This is a genomic window from Paraburkholderia phenazinium (assembly GCF_900100735.1).
Taxonomy (GTDB): Bacteria; Pseudomonadota; Gammaproteobacteria; order Burkholderiales; family Burkholderiaceae; genus Paraburkholderia; species Paraburkholderia phenazinia.
In genome coordinates this window covers 239,240-260,248 of the sequence record NZ_FNCJ01000002.1, presented here as the reverse complement: position 1 = coordinate 260,248, position 21,009 = coordinate 239,240, and the positions used below count along the sequence as shown (strand labels likewise).

The following is a 21,009-nucleotide window of genomic DNA, read 5'->3' as shown; positions in this document are numbered from 1 at the left end:
CGCATGGCTACAACCATCCCTACATCCGTTTCACGGACGCTGCGAATGGTTTGGCTTCCTCATATCTAGGTTTGGCTCGGAGAAGAAAAGTCCTCTCCGGGACGTAAACGAACCGCGCCCGCTGCATGGGCGGGCGCGGTTCGCCGAGTGAATGCGTGGATATACGAAGGTGTGAAGGCGCGCTGTGCGCGCCGCGACAAATGCGCTAAACGCGCCGCTTATCCAGCTTCGCTAGCCCGCCACCGGCAGAGTGAACACGAAGACCGTTCCACGAGGGTAGCCAGGCCCGGCTGTGAGCGTCCCGCCATGCGCATCGATGATGGATTTGCAGATCGCGAGTCCCATCCCCATGCCGGTTTCCTTTGTCGTAAAGAAAGCGTCGAAGATGCGCGAGGCGATCTCCTCGTCGATCCCACTGCCATTGTCTTGCACCGATACGACCACCATCCCCTGATCGTTGACGCAGGAGGTCACGCTCAGCCAGCGCTGCCTCGCGTCGAGATGATTCATTGCATCCGCGGCGTTCATGACCAGGTTGAACAGCACCTGCTGCAACTGCACCCGATCGGCCATCACCGAACAGTCGGCCGAAAGATCGAGCCGGACTGCCAGACTCCGCTGTTCGATTTCAGCGGCCGCCAGTTCGAACACTTCACGCACGACCCCGTCGATCGGGATCGGGACGAAGCTCGGCTTGGATTCCTTCGCCAGCGACTGCAATGACCGGATGATGTCGCCCGCCCGCTTGCCGTCCTTCACGATATCGCGCAGGCCGCCCAGCGCTTCGGGAATGTCCGGCACCGGCCGGTTGAGCCAGCGCACGCCCGCACTTGCGTTCGACACGATCGACGCCAGCGGCTGATTGATCTCGTGCGCAATCGAGGCCGCCAGTTCACCCATGGTGGTCGCCCGCGAAGCCTTTGCCAGTTCGATTTTGGCGTTCTGCAGGGCCAGTTCGGTCGTGTGCCGATCAGTGAAATCCGTGACCACGCCGACAAAGTTGCTGACGCCCGACGGTTCACCGAGCACTTCGAGATGTTTAATGGTGCCCTCCGGCGTCACAACCCGGAACTTCTGCCGAAACGACACGCGATTGCGAGCGGCCCGCTCGACGGTCTCCTGGTAGGCGCCGACGTCTTCCGGGTGAATCCGCTCCAGGATTGCCTGGGTGCCCAAGCTCCCTTCTTCCATCGGCAGGCCGAACACGTTGTAAAGCTCTTTGGACCAGTAGCGTTCACCCGTCAGCGCGTTCCAGATATAGCTTCCCGAACGACTGATCCGTTGTCCCAGCGCAAGCGCCTCCTCGCTCATACGCAAAGCCGCTTCGGTTTCCTGGCGCCGCTTGTTTTCTGCCAGAAGCTCGGCGTAGAGGCGCGCCGTTTCGAGTGAAATAGCCGCTTGCGCCGCGAGCAATTCGAGCACGGACGTTCGGCTCTCCGTGAACACGCCCGCGGTCAGATTGTTCTCCAGATAAAGCGCACCGACAGCGTTGCCCTGTTTGACGAGCGGCAAACAGCACACGGAGCGAACTGACCGGCTCGCGAAAGCCGCATCGAACGAAAAGCGCGGATCGCGTTGCACGTCATCCACCACGACCGGTTTGCGTGTGCGCAATGCCGTGTAGACCACGGAGCCCGGCACCTGCTCACGCGTGACCGCGTCGACGCTCAGCGTCACCTGAACGCCATCTGGCGCCTCCTGCCCGCTCGCCTCGACAACCGGCACATTGCCCTTCAACAGGATCAACATACCGCGCTGCGCACCGGCGTGAACAATCGCCAGCGTGACAAGTGTGCGGATCAGTTTGTCGAGCACGATCTCCTCGGACAGTGCCTGCGACGACTTCAGCGCAGACACGAGATCGAACCGCGCCTGCGCATCGGCAATTTCAACCGAGGGGCGCGACGCCGCCGGTCGTTCGATCGACACCTGTGCCGGACGACCGGCACGTTCGAGCTGTGCGACCTTGGCCAGAGCGCCCCAACGCGTGTAGCTGTCGATCGCGTGGCGACGATGGTGGCGCGCCGCGCTGAAGAGACCGCTTGCTTCGCAACAAACCGACGCCAGTTCGTGTGCGAGCGCGGTGCTGTGATTGAAGCCGTTTTCCGAGCCGGCCACGCCGGCCTGCTCGTATAGCGCCATGGCGACGAGCGGCGTGCCCTTAAGCCGTGCCACTTCGGCCTCGACCAGGAGCAGCTTGTCGCGGAAGGTCGGCGGATTGAGCTGCGCCCAAGTCCTCAGTCTCGCGAGATGCGGCTCGATTTGCGCCACCGCGCCAGCCGCCTCGTCCGCTGCCGAGTACACCTTTGCGAGATTGAGCGCCGCATAAAAGTGATAGTCGAGCAGATGGATATGCGCGGGGGTCGCCCATTTCAGTTCACCGGCTTCGGCAAGACAATACCGCGCGTGCTCGTACTCACCCTGAAAATAACAGGAGACGCCTTTCAGCAGCCAGATCCAGAAGCGCAGCGTCGCCATCTGGGTGTCGAGCAGGTCGGCGTCGAACGTCATGCGTCCGTCGACCACCACCCCGAAGTTGCCCGGCAAACCGGGGCCGCCCGTCAAACTGTGCACGTAGCGCTTCTGCAGTTCGAGGATATCCTCGACGTCCTTGAACCGCACGCGTCTTGCGAACGACAGGCCAAGGTCGATTTCCCTGTCGACCTGGTCCAGCGGCACGCCCATCGTCAACAGATCCGAGACGATGTGATTGCATGAATAGCAGCTCATGGTCAGATCGCCGCTTGGACGCGCCGACTCGAATGCGTCGCGCGCGCATCCCAGTACATAGGGAAGCGGCTGGGTCCAGACTGCGACCGTGTCGAGCGCAACCAGCGCGCTCGTGGCCACCGTGTTAAAGCCGCGCTCTTCCACCAGCGCGCGTGCCAGGCGGGAGAACTCAAAGCCTTCCTCGTAGCGGCCGAAAAATTCCGCCACGTACACGCCGAACCACGCCAGACAATGTGCCGATGTCGCGGTGATGCCGTGATCAATGGTCAGCTGCACCATCCGGCACAGATGCAGGAAGCCCAGCCGTTCGTTCACGAACGATGCGGGCGCGTAGATACTTGCCAGCAGATTCATTTCCGACTCGATGACCTCGTCATGCAAGGTCGGCAAGTCAGCGAGCGAGGCGATCGTTCGCCCCTTCAGCGACTCGGTGAGCCGGCTGTAAGCGGTTTCGACATCGACGGCTTGCGGATGGCGGGGCAGATAGGTACCGAATAGCTTGACACCGTCTAGCGCCGTCTCGACGGCGGCCTCATAGTCCGACAGATGCTGGTACATGTTGGACTTCAACTGGTACACCAACGCCCGCGCAACGATGGACAGCTCGTGGCTGAACAGCTTCTCGATCTCCGTACCCACCGCCTCGAAGTTCGCATCCAGCATGTGACACTGCACGCGCAGAACCCCCATATCGAAGCCGAGGGATTGCGCATAGTCCAGGCCGCTCGCGTCGAACAGCCTCTGCGCGACGTCGAGGTAACTCAGGGCGGACTGAATGGCGATCGCTTCTTTCGCGTGACGCGCCGCCTGCAGGCAGATCTTCGCGAAAACCGTGGTCTCGTCCGCGTCCAGATCGCCAAGCGCACCGCCGGCCTGGGCGCGCTCAATGTGGTGAGCAAGATAAAACGCCGACTGCTGAACGGCATGCACATCGAATTCTCGCAACAGGATGCGTGCGATACGGGCATGTTCGACGCCGCGCTCAGCCGCCGGCGTCAACTCGTAGGCGGCCTCCTGAATCCGGTCATGAGCAAAAGCGAAGCCGGTCCGGTCGGAGACGATCAGCCCCGCCTCAAAGGCGGGATGCAGGCGCTGCTCCAACTCCGCCCCGTCCGCGTGATCGATCCGCGCGAGGATCGATCTGTCGAGCCGGCGCCCCATGAACGCCAGCAGTCTGAGAGCGGCCTGCGCCTCGCGAGGCAATCGCGACAGACGCGCCACCATCAGATCGACGACGTTATCGGACGACTCGTACTCGCCGATGCGATCGATATTCCACATCCAGCTGGCCGTAGCGCCGTCGTAGGAAATCAGTTGATGATCAACCAGCGCGAGCAGCAACTGCTTGACGAAGAACGGATTGCCGCCGGTCTTTTCATAGACGACGGCGGCTAACGGACGGACATGCGCGGCGTCGCAATGCAGCGCGTCGGCCAGCAACGCAGCGACGTTCGCGGTGTCGAGCGGCGTCACGGCGAGCGTTGTCACGCGCGCACCGGTGTTCGGCAGCGACGTCAGGAAAGCCTTGAACTTGGGCGAGCGCTCGACTTCGTTGTCGCGATAGGCGCAGATCAGCAGCACATGCCTGATCTCTGCGGTCGCGACGAAGCTGGCGATGAAATTCAAGGTGGCGTCGTCGAACCAGTGCACGTCGTCGAAGAACAGGATCAACGGGTGCGCTTGCGTCGCGAAGACCGACAGCAGGCGCGTAATCAGCGCCTGGAAACGAAGTTGCGCTTCCACCGGCGGCAGATCGGTCACGTCCGGTTGCGGGCCGAGCACCACTTCCAGTTCGGGAACGAACCTCACGAGGAGTTTGCCTTGCAGGCCGATCGCGTCGCGCAGCACCTCTCGCCAGCGATCCAGCTCGCTATCGCTCTCGCCCAGAATACGCTGGAACAGCGAGCGTATCGCCTGCATCAAAGGCGCGTAGGGCGCGTTCTGGCCGTACTGTTCGAGCTTTCCCGACGCAAACAGCGTAGGGGTCTGCGCGGTCGCACGATGCACGCTGCGCACAAGTTCGGATTTCCCCGCGCCCGAGTAACCGGACACGAAAATCAGTTCCGCGACGCCCTGCTGCGCATTGCGAGCGAACGCGTCCAGCAAGGCGCCATATTCTTGCGCGCGACCGAACAGCCGCGTGGTGACGGCAAGGTTTCTGACGTTGTCTTCCGCGGCCGGCTCGAATGGAACGATGTGCTGCATTTCGTTCCAGTCGGCGAGGCAACGCCGCAAATCGGCCTCGAGACTCGCGGCGCTTTGATAGCGCTCCACAGCGTTTTTGGCCAGCAGCTTCAGTACGATCGATCCCAGTACGGAGGGAAAGGACCGACGGTATTGCCGCGGGTCGGCAGGTTGACGGGCCACGTGGTTATAAACCCATTCGACCGCATCGGCCGCCTCGAAAGGCAACTGCCCGGTGAGCAACTCGTACAACGTCACGCCGAGCGAATAGAGATCGCTGCGCTCGTCGGCCAGGCCTTCCGCGCGCCGCGCCTGTTCCGGCGACATATAGGCCAGCGTACCGTACAGCGTATCCGCGGACTCGGCGGCCGAATCGCCCGCCTGGCTGAGGGCGTCGCGAAAGCCTAGCAAGCGAATGGTGCCGTCGGCTGCTTCGATCAGATTCGAGGGCTTGATATCCCGATGCAGCACACCGCGCGTATGCGCGAGCCGCAGCGCACGCGCAGCGCCGACCGCAATGCGTAGAAAGCGGCCAATCGCGATGGTGCTGTCGGCAGGCGGCAAAATCAACGCACCGCCGTTATCCTCGTACACCAGTACCGGGCCCCGCGAGAGTCGTATCAGCGCGAGCGGCCGCACGGCCCATGCCGAATCGAGTTTGCCGGCCAGTGCGAACTCGCGCTGCAAGCGCCGCGACACGGCTTCCGAGGGCACATCGGCTGGCACGGCGACCAGCCACGACTGCACGCCGTCGTGCGACCTCGCGCGATACCGCACGATGTCGCCGTCGACCAGCAGCGCCTCGCGCGACAACTGGTCGAACCAGACCTGATCGAAATGCACCGTGACACCGGAATCCGGCGACGATCCGCGAAACCCTTCGATCAATGCCTGTGTGCTCAATTCACTTCTCCCTTTCGTCCGGTGGCAAGCAGGATCGAATCGAGCAGTACGTCTTCCACAAAGGGTTTGTGCAGAAAACCGACTGCGCCGTGCAGCATTGCTCGCCGAACCGTTTCGTCGTCGACGACCGGCGAAGCAAGAAATTCCTTTTCCGATGCAAACGTCACTGCCGTATAGCCCACGGCCTTGAGCAGGTTGCCAGGACCGCTGCGTACCGAGGCGTCATCGTCGACGATGCAAACAAAGCTTATAGCTGCGGATACTCCTCGTGCGTCAACATGATGCCGTTCGTCAGTTTCTGGAGCGAAGTCTACCGCGTCAGCGGCGTCCCGCCCTGTCTGGACCGTGCAGGCCCCGCGCTTCTGTTCGCCAGCGGAATGCGCAGAAGCGCAAGCGCGCCCCCATCGCATGTTACGGGGGGGAGAGGCTTGCGCAACATCACACCTAGGTATGACTTCCGCATGCCGCCCACCGCTCGCTCCGGGAAGACATGCCGCGGACTCGCGCCCAATCGCCTTAGGACGGCCGCGGGCTCGCGCCCAATCGCCTTAGGCCGCCGTGGTGGCGAACCGGCTCAGATAGGCATGAATCTGACTCACGACGGCAGCGCCGTCGCCGACCGCGGCGGCCACGCGTTTCGCGGATTCCGATCGCACGTCACCGACGGCGAACATGCCCGGCACGCTGGTTTCGAGCGGGTACCGCGCGCCGGCTTCAGACAAACCGTGCTCGCTGCGAGCGGACCCGGTCACGACAAAGCCCCGGTTGTCGAGTTCGACACCGCTCGAACCGAGCCAATCGGTTTTCGGGTCTGCGCCGATAAAGAGGAACAGATGGCGCGTGGGAATGACTTCGTCCCTCTCCTCTTCTTCATGACGGATATGCAACTCCGTCAGTCCCGCTTCGTCGCCTTCGAGGCCGCGCAGCACACAACGCGTGCACAGCGTAACGTTCGGCAAGGAGCCGATCCGGTCGATCAGGTATTTCGACATGCTCGCGTTCAGATCCTCGCCGCGAATCAACACGCGAATGCTGCGCGCGAAGTTGGCGAGAAACACGATCGCCTGGCCGGCGGAATTGCCGCCGCCCATCAGGACGATATCCTGCCCTTTCACCAGTTTGGCCTCGATCGTCGACGCCCAGTAGTAGGTGCCGCGCCCTTCAAAGCGCTCGAAGCCGGGCGCCGTGGGTTTCCGGTAAGCAGCGCCGCTCGCGACCACGACGGTCCGCGCGCTGATACGCTGCCCGTCAAGCAGCGCCAGAAGGAAGATGCCTTCATGGCGCCTCACGTCCATGACCTTGCCGGGAATCGCCAGATGCGCGCCGAATTTCAACGCCTGCTGGAATGCGCGCGCCGCGAGCGCCTGGCCCGAAATTCCCGTGGGAAAGCCCAGATAGTTTTCGATCCGCGAGCTGGCGCCGGCTTGACCGCCCGGTGCGCGCTGATCGAAGACGGCGACCGACAGACCTTCGGTCGCTGCGTAGACGGAGGCCGCCAGACCCGCAGGCCCGGCGCCGACAATCGCCACGTCATAGATATACGAGGGTTCGAAGGTCGGTACGAGCCCGAGGCACGATGCGAGCTGCGCCTCGTCCGGCGCACGCAGCACATAGCCGTTCGGGCAGAACACGAGCGGAAAGTCGCCGGGGCCGGTCGTCATGCCGCCGAGCAGCGTGATCGCCTCGGGATCGGTGCGGGCGTCGATCACCGTCGCCGGATAGGCATTGCGCCGCAGGAAGCCTTGCAGCCGGACGAGCCGCGCGTCGTCGCCATTGCCGACAATGACGGGCCCGAGTCCCTGTTCGATCAGCCCGAGCCGCCGCAAAATCAGCGCGCGCATGATGTGCTCGCCCAGTTGCGCGTCGGCGACGATCAACGCACGCAAGCGGTCGGGTTCGAGCACGAGCGTCTCGACATCCGTCAACGCGATGCCGTCGATCAAGGCGGGCTTGCCGGAGAGTTGCGCCATCTCCGCCATGAAGTGCCCGTCATCATGTTCGGTAATGACGGTCGAGCGCCCGAAGCTGTCGCGCGACACGATCCGCACGCGGCCATGCAGCAGCACGAATAGCCCGAGCGCCACGTGCCCGGTTTCGAAAATCAGTTCACCGGCCTTGAACGACATCGGCCGGGCAAAGCGTCGCAGACTTTGGATCTCGTCCGCCGAAAGACGGGGGAACATCTGGTGCCGACGGTACTCCAGCGAGGAGTATGGGCTCTCGAGTTCCGAGGGAGTCGCTGCGTCTACGGATACGTCCGGGGTACTCATAACATGACCTCATCTAGCCTGCCATCGCCATGACAGTTTGCCGATAGCGTGCCGGCATCTACCAGCCGAATTTGAGTTCGGCGCCTACATAGTCGGCATTACGCGCGCCGAGTTCGCGCAGCGACGGTCCGACCTGGAAATGCACCGCTTCCAGCGACGCGGCGAGGTTCGCGGTGACCGCCCAGTCGGCGCGAAGCTGCGTGTAAAAGCCGGTCCACGGGCTGCCATGCCCCGCTGTGCCCGGCACGACCGCCGAGCCCTGCTGGTAAACCGCATCCGCGGTGGTCTCGCGCCATTGCAGGCCCACACCGGCCAGCAGCGTCAGCTTGCTATTGGGCTTGAGGATCAGCGTCGGCTTGATGTGCACCAGGTTCGTATAGCCGGTATAGCCGGCCAGCGCGAAATAGTAGCCATTCGGAAACAGCGGGTTGAACGTGCCGATGCGGCCGTCGCCCGGATGACTGTCGCCTGACGCAGCGTCCACCTGAATGCCGACACGCGGCGTCCACGGTGCGGACGCCAGCGTGTAGCCGGCAAGCGAACCCACCGCCCATGCGCCGATCGTCTTGGTGCCGACATGTCCGGACTGATACATCGCCTCGACGTCCCAGTCGATATGGGCGACATTGCCGGCGTAACGTGTATCGAACACGTCGCGATGTTCGTCGCCGCTCGCGTCGAGAAAGTGAGCGTTAATGCGGTTGTAGCGCGAGTAGTACGCGGACAGGTCGCCTAACCCGACGTTCTTGCGCTCCACGCGCACGCCGCTGAAGGTCAGATCGCGATTGGAGACATCGTCGAAATCCGAGTTGTCACGGTACTGAACCGGCTGGGTCGCGTAGGCGATCCAGCGCCACGGGCCGGTTTCATAGTCGGCCCAGATTGCGTCGAACGCCTGACGCACGTTCGGGCCGTCTCGAACGGAGATGAAGCGCTGCAAGTCGAATGCCATTTCCTGGCGGCCGACGCGGACCTTGAAGGTGCCGGGCCCAAGCGGCTCGGTAACGGCGACGAACGCCTGACGTAAATCCAGCGGGTTTTTGTCGACCGGTGTGACGGAATCTTTGCCGTAGGGTTGTGCGTCTTCGAACTGCGTGAAGATCTGCACGTGGGGACCGAGGCGCACGTCCGCGTGGACTTCAAGCCTTTGCAGCAAGTAAGTATCGTCATGCCCCGAGCCGAGCCCGAAGAGCGGCGCATCGTTGATTTCCAGCCGCTCGCGCAGCACCGCGCCGAGCGAGATATACGCATCGGGATTGCCGAACAGCGGAATGTACTTCAGCGAATCGAAAGGCTCTTTCGGCACACAGGGATTGGCCAGCACCGACCAGTTTTCCTGCCAGCGGTTGAACATGATCGCAGGCCTCGCGCACGACGCAGTTGCCGCGGCTGCCGCGGTGACGGCAGCGGCCGCGCTGCCGCTCGTCGAGGTATCGTCGGCACCGCCCAGCGCCGTGTCCGCCGCCGAAGCCGGCAGCGCCGCCGCCAGCCCGGTGCTGATCAGCAGCGCGCGGATGGCGCGCAGCTTGCGATCACGCTGCGCACGCCGGGCTGCCTTCGTCGGGATGGTGACGTGTGCGTCACTCGCCATCGTGCACTTCGGCAATGTAGCCGCCCGGGAATTCGAGCATGGCGGTCTTGCCCGATCCAGTGCCATACGCCGGATACAGCACCTTCGCGCCGGCCGCTTGCGCGCGATCGAGCGTTTGCGCCAGATCGGCGACGCCGTAGCCGGTCGTTTCACGCCCGAACGGGAAAGGCAGCTTGCCGTCCGTCACGAATACGACCATACGGCCAAAGCCCGACGTGATGAGAATCTCGCGGACCGTCTCGCCCGGGCGGCCGATCACGCCGGCGTCCGCATGCGGGTTGTCCGACACCACCTTGCCGCGCGAGAAGTGCACCCAGCGGCGCACGAAGTTGTTCGCCTCGTCACGCGATACGTACACGCGGTTGTCCGGCACGCTTTGCAGCGGTGCGTAGTTGGGCGCCTTGGTGTGCCAGTAGAGTTGCATGGTCAGGCCGCCCGGCCATTGAATGATTGCGTCCTTGCCGATCGGATCGTCGAACGGTTCGACCAGCACGTTAGCGCCGGCCGCGCGCGCCGCCTTCACGCCCTGATCGATGTCGGTGACGAGATAGCCGGTTCGTTCATTGCCGAACGGATATGGAATCGGCGTCTCGAAGCCGAACACCGACAGCATACCGACCGGCGTTTGCACGTACTGCGAGGCAGTCTTGCTCGGCGTCGGCGTCACGGTAAAGACTGCACGCGGCGAGGCCTTGCCGCCGAACGTCGCGAGGAAGCTGTTGACGAACGCGTCGAGGTCGGCCGAAGCGACATAGACATGGGTGGTGTCGTACTGTGCGCCCACCGATACGTCGGGATGTTTCACGAGCGCGGTTTTGCCGGTGGACAGTTCCGGCGGACCGGCATCGGCGAAGGAGGACGAAACAGGCGCCAATCCGATCAGCAGCGCGGCGGAAAGAAGCGCGACGGGGCGCAACCGTTGAAGTGACTTGAACATTTGATTACCCGATGGAATTAGCAACGTTTGAAGAGTCGGCCTCGCATCGAGGCCATGTAGGCAACATAAGCGGTGTCGGCGCAGCGTTGGTGCACGCCGTCACGAGATCAGCGCGCACCCACCTCATTAACCGCCTTCCTTGGTCGCGCCTGGCGTCCCCGGCTTTTGCGCCGCGCTGCCCTTGATCTGCCCGACGACCTGCGTCGTTGTCGTCTGCGCAAACAGCTGCGCTTTCACAACCGGTATCGCGTGCTCGCCCAGCACCATGCCGAGCAGACCGGCCAACGCGATAAGCGGCGGCGCCGGCGATTGCACCTTGAGCAGCCAGTAGAGAAGCCCGACGCCAAAGCCGACGCCCAGTGAAATGATGTAGCCCATGCTGATCGTCCTTTCAAAAAAACATCCGTCAATTCGGCCAGTCCGATCCCAGCACCAGTCCGCAGAAATTCAGCCGCCGATAGTTCGGATCCCAGCGGTCCAGCACATCGGCATTCACGGTCCCGAAAGTCGTTTCAGGACGATTCGCCATGCCACGCGCATACGCCTCGATCAGCTTCTTCTTAAAACCGGATTCGCGCGGGTAGGCCTGCACGATGTCGTCGCGCTGCTGCGCGGTGAATTCGTCGTAGCGCGCGCCTCGCACATCCATCTGCACGCCGGCGCTAATCAGCGCAACCAGCGCTGACAGGTGCTCCGGAATGCCTGGCGTGGTGTGCAGCGCGATCCCCACCCAGACCTCTTCAATCTCCCGCTCGGCAATGTCGTACTGCTGCAGGAACTCGCGCGCGGCGTTGGCGCCATCCACTTCGAACCGGTACGGCGACCCCTGATACTGCAGGTTCAGCCCGACGTTGTGAAACATAGCGGCGACATACAGCAGTTCCGGATCGAATGTCAGATTCTCGCGGTATCCGGTTAGCGCCCCGAACAGAAACGCCCGTAGCGCGTGGTGGAACATCAACTCGGACTCTGTGGCCCGGATAAGATCAGTTGCCGCCTGGGCCATGACACCATCTGGGATGCCAACGCCGGCAATGGTTTTCTTCATCTCGACTCCTCCGTGTCAGTCCCCCCGGCGTACCCCTTTGTGCGTGCCGAACGAGCAGCGCAACCGGGCGACGTCCCGGCGCGTCAACAGTCCAGGGGCCAATCCATTGCAGCGTAGCGAATTAAATCTATAAAGACTTTGGCGAATTCTTAAAAAGACTTAATCGACGCGCGACCTATGCCAATCCGCTCAAAACGTCAGTTCATGGAAGCGCCGCACGCCGTCGCGAATCCATTGCAGCAAGCCGCCCGAGCTCTCGTCGACATTGCTCGGCGAGAAAATCGAGGACCAGGATACCCAGGCCAAACAGCACATCGTCAGTTAGCGTCGGCATCGAGGTCCTCGCTCGCGTAGTTGCATGAACCTGTAGAGATCAGAACGCGAAACAGCTACAGCCCAACGCGCCCCAGAATCCGTTCGAATCGCTGACCGGCACGTTTTTACGCCATGCCCAGCCGTGTGCATGCGCGTGCACGCCGCACAGATTCACGCAGCCGTCCACGCAGGCCACCGCCGTCGGCTTGTAACGGCTATAGCCGCCGAATTCGGCAACCGGCGACCACGACGGGCTGACCGGCAGGGCAGGCGGCGCGAGCGGCGCGAATTCGTCGTCCGCGTACACGACCTTGCCGCCCACCACCGTCATGGCCGAGGTCAGGAACTTGATGCGGCTTTCGTCGATGGAGAAGTAATCTTCGCTGAGCACCGCAAAGTCCGCGAACTGGCCGGGAACCAGCGCGCCTTTGCGCTCTTCGTCGCTCGAGAACCACGCACTGCCCACTGTGTAACGGCGCAACGCTTCCATCCGGTCGAGCTTGTTTTCGCTCGAGTACATCGCCGTGCCGCCGACCGTTTTGCCCGACACCATCCAGTACAGCGACACGAACGGGTTAAAGCTCGCGACACGCGTGGCGTCCGTACCCGCGCCGACCGGCAGGCCGGCGTCGAGCATGTGACGGATCGGCGGCGTGCGCTTCACGGCCTCCGCGCCATATCGCTGGATGAAATACTCGCCCTGGAAAGCCATCCGATGCTGGATCGCGATACCACCGCCGAGCGCACGCACCCGTTCGATGTTCTTCTGCGTGATGGTTTCGCAGTGGTCGAAGAACCACCGCAGCCCGTTAAACGGAATCTCGGCATTCACCCGTTCGAATACGTTCAGGAAGCGCTCAATAGATTCGTTATACGTGGCATGAAGCCGGAACGGCCAGCGGTTTGCGACCAGCAGTTTGACGACCGCTTCCAGTTCGTCTTCCAGCGTGTCGGGCAGATCCGGGCGTGGCTCGAGAAAGTCTTCGAAGTCCGCAGCCGAAAACACCAGCATTTCGCCGGCGCCGTTCACGCGCAGGAAATCGTCGCCTTCGCCCGGCTTGGTCATCCTCACCCACTTCGCGAAGTCCTCGATTTCCTTCTTCGCGTTCTGCGTGAACAGGTTGTAGGCAATACGTACCGTCAGTTCGCTTTTCTTCGCGAGGTCCATGATGACAGCGTAGTCATCCGGATAGGCCTGATAGCCACCGCCCGCGTCGATCGCGCTCGTCACGCCGAGACGGTTCAGTTCGCGCATGAAGTGACGGGTGGAATTGCGTTGATCTTCGAGCCCGAGTTTCGGACCTTTTGCCAGCGTCGCGTACAGCAGGCCGGCGTTCGGCCGCGCGATCAGCATGCCGGTCGGGTTGCCGCGCTTGTCGCGCTGGATTTCCCCGCCGGGAGGATTGGGGGTGTCTTTCGTATAGCCCACCGCGCGCAACGCCGCTGCATTCAGGAGGGCGCTGTCGTACAGGTGCAGGATGAACACCGGCGTATCCGGTGCAATTGCGTTGATTTCTTCGAGCGTCGGGCCGCGCCGCTCGGCAAACTGGAATTCGTTCCAGCCGCCCACCACGCGAACCCATTGCGGCGCCGGTGTGCGAGCCACCTGCTTCTTAAGCATGTCCAGCGCATCCGCCAGCGAAGGGACGCCGTCCCAGCGCAATTCCATGTTGAAGTTCAACCCGCCTCGAATGATGTGCAGGTGGGAGTCGTTCAGACCGGGAATGACGGTGCGGCCTTTGAGGTCGACCTGCCGCGTGTTGCCGTTCACGTGGCGCATCACGGCGTCGCGCGAGCCCGCAGCGATAATGCGGCCGTCCGCGACGGCGAGCGAATCGGCAAAAGAGCGCTTGTCGTCCTGCGTGGCGATCTTGCCGTTAAAGAAGACAACCTCGGCCGGCGTCGGCGCGGAAGTATTGGAAGTCATGTCGATCCTCATTGGGAGCGCTCCGCTTTTCATGCGCGGAGCTATTCATGGGAAGCGGGCGCTCGTCGCGACTCGTTACTTCTTTGCCGGCACGGGTGCCAGAACTTCGTGGGTCCCCGTCGTGCGCTGCGGAGCCTTGTGCACCATCGTGTAGGCATAATCCACGCCCATCCCGTATGCACCCGAATGCTCCTTGGCAATCGCCATGACTTCGTTGTACGTCTCCTTGTGCGCCCAATCGCGTTGCCATTCCAGTAGCACCTGTTGCCAGGTCATCGGCACCACGCCGGCCTGAATCATGCGTTGCATGGCATAGTCGTGCGCGTCCTTGGACGTGCCACCCGATGCGTCGGCGACCATATAGATTTCGTAGTCGCCTTCGGCCATCGCGCACAGCGCAAATGTGTTGTTGCAGACTTCAGTCCACAGACCCGCCACCACCACCTTCTTCCGGCCGTTTTCAGCCAGCGAGTCGCGCACCTTCTGGTCGTCCCACGAATTCATGGACGAACGTTCAAGCACCTTGTGCCCCGGGAAGACGTCGAGCAATTCAGGGAATGTGTAGCCCGAAAAGCTTTCGGATTCCACGGTCGTGATGGTGGTCGGAATGTTGAACACCCGCGCTGCCTTCGCGAGGCCGACCACGTTGTTCTTAAGGACCTGACGGTCGATGGACTGGACGCCAAAAGCCATTTGCGGCTGTTGGTCGATGAAGATGATCTGCGAGTTAGCAGGCGTCAGCACTTCAAGTTTCGGATTTGCCATGGCGTTGTACGTCCTAATGGTTTGGTGAACATGGGAGGAGATGCCGCACTTGGTCGAAGTGCGAGGACAACTGAGGCCCAGTCTATCGACGGCTGTTCACTGAGTCCTTGGCAGAGTCCTTAATAGTTCTTAAATAAACCTTGCGGGGCGAAACCCTCGACGGGCCATGGCGCGGACATCCTGATTCGCGGTTCAGAACATTTCATGTTTTCTGCAGGACTTTACGGGTGCCGCATTCCTACAATGCAAACGCCTGAAGTCAGCAACTCACACGCTGCCACTCTCGACAATGACAAGGACTCTCTATGAAAGAAGCGCTTACAGCGGCAGCCCATCGCGCGGCCCCGCTTAAAACCCCGACCCGCCTGACCGAAGATGCGACCCGCGACATCGCCGCCGCTCTGACCACCTTGCTGGCCGACGTGTTCGCGGTGTATCTGAAGACGAAGAACTTCCACTGGCATATGTCGGGGCCGTACTTCCGCGACTATCACCTGTTGCTCGACGAGCAATCGGATCAGATCTTCGCGGCGACGGACCCGATCGCGGAACGCGCCCGCAAGCTAGGCGGCAAGACGCTGCATTCCACCGGCCAGATCACGAAGTTGCAGCGGATTCTCGACAACGACGCGGATTTCGTGACGCCGAGCGACATGCTGGCGGAATTGCGTGAAGACAATCTGGCGCTCGCCGGCTACATGCGCGAGACGCATTCGCTGTGCAGTGAGTACAACGATGTCGCGACGGCCAGCCTGCTCGAAAACTGGATCGACGAGGCAGAACGGCGCGTGTGGTTCCTGTTCGAATCGGGACGCCACGCGTAGGACTGCGCAAGCGGGTGCCGCGCAGCCTGCCGCGAGCACTCAGGCAACGCGCTAGCAGGGTGCCTTTCAGCCTTCAAGGGAAGCGTGAAGGCGCGCTTCGAGAAACTGGATAAGCGCCCGCACCTTGCTGGACTGGCGGCGATTGGGAAGATACGCGGCGTACACGACGGCGTCGCCTTGATGGGGACTCGCATCGAAGTGCTCCAGCAAGCGCATGAGGCGTCCCGCGCGAATCTCGGCCGCGACGTGCCATTCGGGCAGCAACGCAATGCCGCGTCCCGCCAGCACGGCTTCGAGCAGGATGTCGAGATTGTTCGACAGCAGATGACCATGCACGTCGACGCGCTGCTGCGCGTCGTCCCGCCGGAAGGTCCAGACCTGCCGGGAACGATAGCCACCGCCGTATGCAAAGCGAAGGCACTCGTGAGCGCTCAGTTCTTCCGGTGTTCGTGGCGTGCCGCTACGTTCGAGGTAGTCGTGGCTGGCCACCACGCAGCGCGGATTGTCCGCCAGCTTTTTAACGATCAGGTTGGCGTCGCGATCGAGCTGGCCGATCCGGATCGCGACGTCGATCCGCTCGAGCGCGAGGTCGACAAAGTGATCGGCAACGACAACATCGAGAAACACGCGGGGATGGGCGGAGAGAAACGCCGCCAGGTGCGGTGCGAGCCGCAGGCGGCTATAGGTGGACGGTACCGCGATGCGCAGTGCGCCGACCGGCGACGCGCCGCTGTCGAACACGCTCTCGTCCGCCTCGGCCAGGTCGTCGAGCACCTTGCTGACCTGTTCGACGTAAGCAATGCCGGCGTCCGTGAGGCTGACCTTTCTAGGTGTGCGGGTCAGCAGCGCGGTGCCCAGGGAGGCTTCCAGAGAGTCCATCAAGCGTGTGACCGAGGAGGTGGCCACCCCAAGACGTTGGGCGGCTTTCGAAAAGCCGCCGGCGTCCGCCACTTCCAGTAGCGTTTTCACCGCGAGGAATTTGTCCATGGTCGTTCCGGCCTCCGATTTGGTTGCAAAAAACGCAACTCTCGCTTGCATTTTATCCACATTCAACAATTTTAACGCAACGTATAAGCTGCATCCATTACCTAGTGAGGGGTGCAACATGCAAGCCATTCAGATCGAAATCAATTACGACTTCATTTGTCCGTGGTGCTGGATCGGTCAACGCAATCTTGCTGCGGCGCTGGCGCAAGCCGGCACCGGCGCGGCTGTGTCGATCCGTTACGTGCCGTTCGAGTTGAATCCGTCCATGCCGGCCGAAGGTATGGACCGGCGCGCCTACCGGACCCGGAAATTCGGCAGTTGGGCACGCTCGCAAATCATGGACGCGCAAGTGACGGCAGCGGGTCTGGCTGCCGGCGCGCAGTTCAACTACGACGCAGTGTTGCGCACGCCGAACACGCGTCTGGCGCATCGCCTGATGCAGTTCGCGCAACAGCGCAATGAACCGATGAAAACCGCCGTCTTGTATCAGGCCATCTACGCCGCCTACTTTTCCGAAGGCCGCGACATCGGCTCGCTCGATACCTTGACCGCAATCGCCGCGGACCATGCTTTCGATGCCAACGAAGTGCGCGCGTACCTGCTCTCCGCTGCCGGCAATCAGGAGATGGACGCCGCGCGCGCCCGGGCCGACAAGCTCGGCGTTCAGGCCGTGCCGACCATCCTGATAGACGGCCATGTGATCAGCGGCGCACAGCCTCCCGTGGTCTTCACCAACGCGCTGCGTTCGGCAGAGCAAAGGAACGCAGCATGAGATCGCTTGAAAAACCGCATGCCGTCGTAATCGGCGGATCGCTCGGCGGGTTGCTCTCGGCCAATACCTTGCGGGCGGCCGGCTGGGAGGTCGACGTGTTCGAAACCTCGCCGAATCAGTTGGAAAGCCGCGGCGGCGGCGTCGTGCTTCAACCGGACGTCCTGGATGCGCTGCAGTTCGCCGGCGTCGCGTTGCCGGTTCCTCCGGGCGTGGCGTCAGGCGAGCGCATCTATCTGGATCGCGACGACAAGCGCGTCGAACAGTTGTACATGCCGCAAATGCAGACTTCATGGAGCCTGCTGTATCGCGCCATGAAAAATGCGCTACCCGCGCAGGCGCTGCACGCCGGCGAGACTTTTGTCGATTTCCGTATGGAAGGCGAACAGATCGTCGCGCAGTTCGAGAGCGGCCGCAGCGAACAGGCCGATTTGCTGATCGGCGCCGACGGTATTCGTTCGACGCTCAGGCGCCGCCTGCTCCCCGAAGTTGTGCCGGCCTACGCGGGGTATGTCGCGTGGCGCGGGCTAGTCGAGGAAGCCGATCTGCCCTTGCCGGCCGCGGACATGTTGCGCGACCGCTTCAGCTTTCAGCAAGGCGACGGGCATTCCGGGCTCTGCTATCTGATTCCCGGCGACAACGATTCGACTGTGGTCGGCGAGCGTCGCTGGAACTGGGTGTGGTACCGCAAATACAGCCGCGAGCAACTCGACGCGTTGCTGGTCGACCGTCACGGCGTCGCGCGGGCGTTTTCGTTGCCGCCTGGCTCGACCAAGAGCACCGACATCGCCCAGTTGCGCGAAGACGCAAAAACCTGGCTTGGGCCGACGTTTCGCGCGCTAGTCGATGCCACCGACGATCCGTTCATGCAGCCGATCGTCGACCTGCGCTCGCCGAAGATGGTGTTCGGCCGCGCGGTGCTGCTCGGCGACGCCGCCTCGGTGCCGCGTCCCCACACGGCGGGCAGCACTGCGAAGGCGGCGGCCAATGCCCATTCATTGGCGCTCGCGTTGTCGTCGACATGGCAAAGCGGCGCGACGATCGATTCAGCCCTCAAGCGTTGGGAGAACCAGCAGCTGCAACGCGGCAAGTTGATGACCGATCTGGGTATTTCGCTCGGCGACCGGCTGATGAACATCGCCCGCTGAGTCCACTTTTTCCGTTTCGTACTTCAGGGAGTTCTCATGTCAACCCAGGCATCCACCGCGACGGGCGGCACCCATCCCGTCAAACTGACACGCGGTCTGATCGCGCTGTTCGCGTTCTGCTGCGGCGCTATCGTCGCGAATCTGTACTACGCGCAACCGATCACCGAACTGATCGCACCGGACATTCACATGTCCGGTGGCACAGCCAGCCTGATCGTGTCGCTCACGCAGATCGGCTATGCGTTTGGCCTGTTCTTTCTCGTGCCGCTCGGCGACCTGCTGGAAAACCGCAAACTGATGATCACCACGGCCCTCGTGTCGATCGTGAGTCTTGCAGCCGCGGCGTTCGCGCAGCAACCGGGCTGGTTCCTCGCGATCTCGCTGCTAGTCGGCTTCAGCTCCGTCGCCGTGCAGATCTTGATCCCGCTCGCCGCGCATCTCGCGCCGGACGAGTCGCGCGGCAAGGTGGTCGGCACCATCATGAGCGGGCTGCTGCTCGGCATTCTGCTGTCACGCCCGATCTCCAGCGTGGTAGCCGGGCATTTCGGCTGGCGCGTGGTGTTCGGCGCCGCAGCCGTGCTGATGACGATCGTGACCAGCGTGCTCGCGCTGACCATTCCGCGCCGCCAACCGGATCACAAGGCGACCTACTTCGAACTGATCGGCTCGCTCGGCCACCTGGTCCGAACGATGCCAGTGCTGCGTCATCGCTCGCTGTATCAGGGGTTGATGTTCGCTTCGTTCAGTCTGTTCTGGACCGCGATCCCCGTCGAGTTGACGCGTCATTTCGGGCTCTCGCAAACCGAGATCGGCATCTTCGCGCTGGTGGGTGCGATCGGCGCCACCTCGGCACCTGTTGCGGGACGTCTGGCCGATGCGGGTCACACGGTACGCGCAACCTTGATCGCGCTGGTAGTGGGCGCGCTCGCCTACGCTCCCGCACTGATCCATCCGGCGTGGGGCGTGCTGGGCCTCGTGGCGACCGGCATCGTGCTCGATTTCGCCGTGCAGATGAACATGGTGCTGGGTCAACGCGAGATATATGCGTTGCATGCGGCGAGCAGAAACCGCCTGAACGCGCTGTATATGACGAGCATTTTCGTGGGCGGTGCGTTCGGTTCTGCGCTCGCCAGCCCGCTCTATGAGCATGGTGGCTGGCCGTTGGTGGCCGCCGTCGCGACGGCGTTCCCGATCATTGCGCTGGCGCACTATCTCGCGATTGGCCGTCCGCACGCCGCGCGCATCGCCTGATCTACATCGCCCAATCACGAGACCGGACGGCCTGCTGTCCGGTTTAACAACATTTCAGGGCGTCTTCAGGAATTTCCGCGGGGTTGACGATACGCTAACCCGGATAGTCATTCACCTGAACGACACCCAATCGCTTGCAAAGGAATCGTCATGTCCTCCCTTTCACCCCTGCTCGACGGTTACGACCTGAATGGGCTGCGCCTGCCGAATCGCGTCGTGATGGCGCCGATGACCCGCTCGCGCGCGCCGTTGCACGGCTGTCCGACGGAGATGATGGCGCAATACTATGCGCAGCGCGCGTCGGCGGGACTGATCATTACCGAGGCGACCAATGTCAGCTCGGCCTCAGCCGCCTTCGAACTCACGCCCGGCATTATCACGACCAAGCAGATCGACGGCTGGCGTCATATCACGAGCCAGGTGCACGCCGCCGGCGGCCGCATCTTCATGCAGTTGTGGCATGGCGGACGCGTCAGTTCATTTGCACTGCTGGGCGGCGAAGCGCCGCTCTCGCCTTCAGGTGTAAATGACGACCTCGAACAATTGCAGGTCTGGGCGCAACTGCAAAACGGCCAGTACACCAAGATCCACGCCACGCCGTCGCGCGCCATGTCGCTCGATGAAGTGAAGCTCACCATCGACGCGTTCAAACAGGGCGCGGCCAACGCGATCGCGGCCGGCTTCGACGGTGTCGAAGTCCACGCGGCGAACGGCTACCTGCCGCATCAGTTCCTCTCGTCGACCACCAATACGCGCGATGATCGCTACGGTGGTTCGATTGCGAACCGCGCCAACTTCCTGCGCGACATTCTCACGGAGATCGGCTCGGTGGTCTCGCTCGACCGGGTCGGCGTGCGCATCTCGCCTTACGCGCACTACAACAACGTGCGCGATGCGGACCCGGACAGCACTTACGATTATGTCGGCAAGATGCTCGGAGAATTCGGCATCGCCTACCTGCATGCGGCGGACACCAACGGCTGGAGCGGCGCTCCGGACTTGCCGCGCATCATCGAACGCATGCGCCGCGCTTTTTCCGGCACCTTGATGCTTAACGGCGGCATTTCCATCGATCAGGCCGACGCGCTGATCCGCGACGGCCACGCCGACCTGATTGCATTTGCACGCGCGTATATCGCCAATCCCGATCTGGTCGAACGCATTGCGACCCATGCGCCGCTCGCGACACCGAGGCCGATCGGCTGGTATGGCGGTGACCACGCCGGGTATATCGACTATCCGTTCGACAGCAGCGCCGGGCAAAACGCCCAGGCAGGCCCGGCGCACGCATGACGCATTCCGTGAGCCGCGCACCCGGCGTAGTCCGTGCGGCATCTTCGATTCAAGACTTCTCTGATAG

The 21,009-nt window shown here is 62.6% G+C and carries 15 protein-coding genes; 5 read left to right on the top strand and 10 right to left on the bottom strand.

Annotated features, from left to right (window positions below):
• Window positions 1-231 precede the first annotated feature (231 nt).
• The 9 genes from BLQ92_RS04990 to BLQ92_RS04950 form a co-directional block, all read right to left on the bottom strand.
• A complete protein-coding gene (locus tag BLQ92_RS04990; protein WP_090682242.1) occupies window positions 232-5,817 on the bottom strand; it encodes a trifunctional serine/threonine-protein kinase/ATP-binding protein/sensor histidine kinase in 5,586 nt (1,861 codons plus the stop codon).
• The gene (locus BLQ92_RS04985) at window positions 5,814-5,984 is read right to left on the bottom strand and encodes a hypothetical protein (RefSeq protein WP_244896619.1); all 171 of its coding nucleotides are present in this window, start codon (window positions 5,982-5,984) and stop codon (window positions 5,814-5,816) included. The genes BLQ92_RS04990 and BLQ92_RS04985 overlap by 4 nt, the downstream gene beginning before the upstream one ends.
• A gap of 381 nt (window positions 5,985-6,365) precedes the next feature.
• Window positions 6,366-8,087 (bottom strand): FAD-dependent oxidoreductase, encoded by a 1,722-nt coding sequence (locus BLQ92_RS04980; RefSeq protein ID WP_090682241.1) that lies wholly within the window; start codon window positions 8,085-8,087, stop codon window positions 6,366-6,368.
• Window positions 8,088-8,145: 58 nt separating this feature from the next.
• On the bottom strand, window positions 8,146-9,678 hold the full coding sequence (locus tag BLQ92_RS04975) for an alginate export family protein (protein ID WP_090682239.1): 1,533 nt from the start codon (window positions 9,676-9,678) through the stop codon (window positions 8,146-8,148).
• Window positions 9,668-10,615, bottom strand: a complete 948-nt coding sequence (locus BLQ92_RS04970; protein WP_090682237.1) for a VOC family protein — start codon at window positions 10,613-10,615, stop codon at window positions 9,668-9,670. Before BLQ92_RS04970 ends, BLQ92_RS04975 begins: the two co-directional genes overlap by 11 nt.
• A 126-nt stretch (window positions 10,616-10,741) precedes the next feature.
• Window positions 10,742-10,993: a DUF1427 family protein gene (locus BLQ92_RS04965; protein ID WP_090682236.1), complete on the bottom strand. Its 252-nt coding sequence runs from the start codon at window positions 10,991-10,993 to the stop codon at window positions 10,742-10,744.
• 28 nt (window positions 10,994-11,021) lie between these two features.
• Window positions 11,022-11,663 (bottom strand): HD domain-containing protein, encoded by a 642-nt coding sequence (locus BLQ92_RS04960; protein WP_090682234.1) that lies wholly within the window; start codon window positions 11,661-11,663, stop codon window positions 11,022-11,024.
• A 373-nt stretch (window positions 11,664-12,036) separates the two neighbouring features.
• The gene (locus BLQ92_RS04955) at window positions 12,037-13,905 is read right to left on the bottom strand and encodes an amidohydrolase (protein WP_425194897.1); all 1,869 of its coding nucleotides are present in this window, start codon (window positions 13,903-13,905) and stop codon (window positions 12,037-12,039) included.
• Window positions 13,906-13,980: 75 nt separating this feature from the next.
• Window positions 13,981-14,670: a hydrolase gene (locus tag BLQ92_RS04950; RefSeq protein WP_090682230.1), complete on the bottom strand. Its 690-nt coding sequence runs from the start codon at window positions 14,668-14,670 to the stop codon at window positions 13,981-13,983.
• A gap of 305 nt (window positions 14,671-14,975) precedes the next feature.
• Between BLQ92_RS04950 and BLQ92_RS04945 the strand changes: the two genes are divergently transcribed.
• Complete coding sequence (locus tag BLQ92_RS04945) at window positions 14,976-15,494, top strand: Dps family protein (protein ID WP_090682229.1); 519 nt, start codon at window positions 14,976-14,978, stop codon at window positions 15,492-15,494.
• A 66-nt stretch (window positions 15,495-15,560) separates the two neighbouring features.
• Here BLQ92_RS04945 and BLQ92_RS04940 read toward each other — a convergent pair whose 3' ends face one another.
• Entirely contained in the window at window positions 15,561-16,481 is a 921-nt protein-coding gene (locus BLQ92_RS04940) for a LysR family transcriptional regulator (protein ID WP_090682227.1), read from the bottom strand.
• Between the two features lie 118 nt (window positions 16,482-16,599).
• Here BLQ92_RS04940 and BLQ92_RS04935 point away from each other — a divergent pair, with 118 nt between their 5' ends.
• The 4 genes from BLQ92_RS04935 to BLQ92_RS04920 all read left to right on the top strand — a co-directional run bounded on the left by BLQ92_RS04935 (window position 16,600) and on the right by BLQ92_RS04920 (window position 20,942).
• Window positions 16,600-17,253, top strand: coding sequence for a DsbA family oxidoreductase (locus tag BLQ92_RS04935; protein ID WP_090682225.1), 654 nt, complete (start codon window positions 16,600-16,602; stop codon window positions 17,251-17,253).
• Entirely contained in the window at window positions 17,250-18,398 is a 1,149-nt protein-coding gene (locus tag BLQ92_RS04930; RefSeq protein WP_090682224.1) for an FAD binding domain-containing protein, read from the top strand. The genes BLQ92_RS04935 and BLQ92_RS04930 overlap by 4 nt, the downstream gene beginning before the upstream one ends.
• Before the next feature lie 36 nt (window positions 18,399-18,434).
• Entirely contained in the window at window positions 18,435-19,649 is a 1,215-nt protein-coding gene (locus BLQ92_RS04925) for an MFS transporter (RefSeq protein ID WP_090682222.1), read from the top strand.
• A 150-nt stretch (window positions 19,650-19,799) separates the two neighbouring features.
• Window positions 19,800-20,942, top strand: a complete 1,143-nt coding sequence (locus BLQ92_RS04920; RefSeq protein WP_090682220.1) for an alkene reductase — start codon at window positions 19,800-19,802, stop codon at window positions 20,940-20,942.
• The last annotated feature ends 67 nt before the right edge of the window (window positions 20,943-21,009 follow it).

Bases quoted from the DNA above. Each gene is read 5' to 3' on its own strand.
- BLQ92_RS04980 (WP_090682241.1), bottom strand. From the start codon at position 8,087: ATGAGTACCCCGGACGTATCCGTAGACGCAGCGACTCCCTCGGAACTC.
- BLQ92_RS04975 (WP_090682239.1), bottom strand. From the start codon at position 9,678: ATGGCGAGTGACGCACACGTCACCATCCCGACGAAGGCAGCCCGGCGT.
- BLQ92_RS04970 (WP_090682237.1), bottom strand. From the start codon at position 10,615: ATGTTCAAGTCACTTCAACGGTTGCGCCCCGTCGCGCTTCTTTCCGCC.
- BLQ92_RS04965 (WP_090682236.1), bottom strand. From the start codon at position 10,993: ATGGGCTACATCATTTCACTGGGCGTCGGCTTTGGCGTCGGGCTTCTC.
- BLQ92_RS04960 (WP_090682234.1), bottom strand. From the start codon at position 11,663: ATGAAGAAAACCATTGCCGGCGTTGGCATCCCAGATGGTGTCATGGCC.
- BLQ92_RS04955 (WP_425194897.1), bottom strand. From the start codon at position 13,905: ATGACTTCCAATACTTCCGCGCCGACGCCGGCCGAGGTTGTCTTCTTT.
- BLQ92_RS04950 (WP_090682230.1), bottom strand. From the start codon at position 14,670: ATGGCAAATCCGAAACTTGAAGTGCTGACGCCTGCTAACTCGCAGATC.
- BLQ92_RS04945 (WP_090682229.1), top strand. From the start codon at position 14,976: ATGAAAGAAGCGCTTACAGCGGCAGCCCATCGCGCGGCCCCGCTTAAA.
- BLQ92_RS04940 (WP_090682227.1), bottom strand. From the start codon at position 16,481: ATGGACAAATTCCTCGCGGTGAAAACGCTACTGGAAGTGGCGGACGCC.
- BLQ92_RS04935 (WP_090682225.1), top strand. From the start codon at position 16,600: ATGCAAGCCATTCAGATCGAAATCAATTACGACTTCATTTGTCCGTGG.
- BLQ92_RS04930 (WP_090682224.1), top strand. From the start codon at position 17,250: ATGAGATCGCTTGAAAAACCGCATGCCGTCGTAATCGGCGGATCGCTC.
- BLQ92_RS04925 (WP_090682222.1), top strand. From the start codon at position 18,435: ATGTCAACCCAGGCATCCACCGCGACGGGCGGCACCCATCCCGTCAAA.
- BLQ92_RS04920 (WP_090682220.1), top strand. From the start codon at position 19,800: ATGTCCTCCCTTTCACCCCTGCTCGACGGTTACGACCTGAATGGGCTG.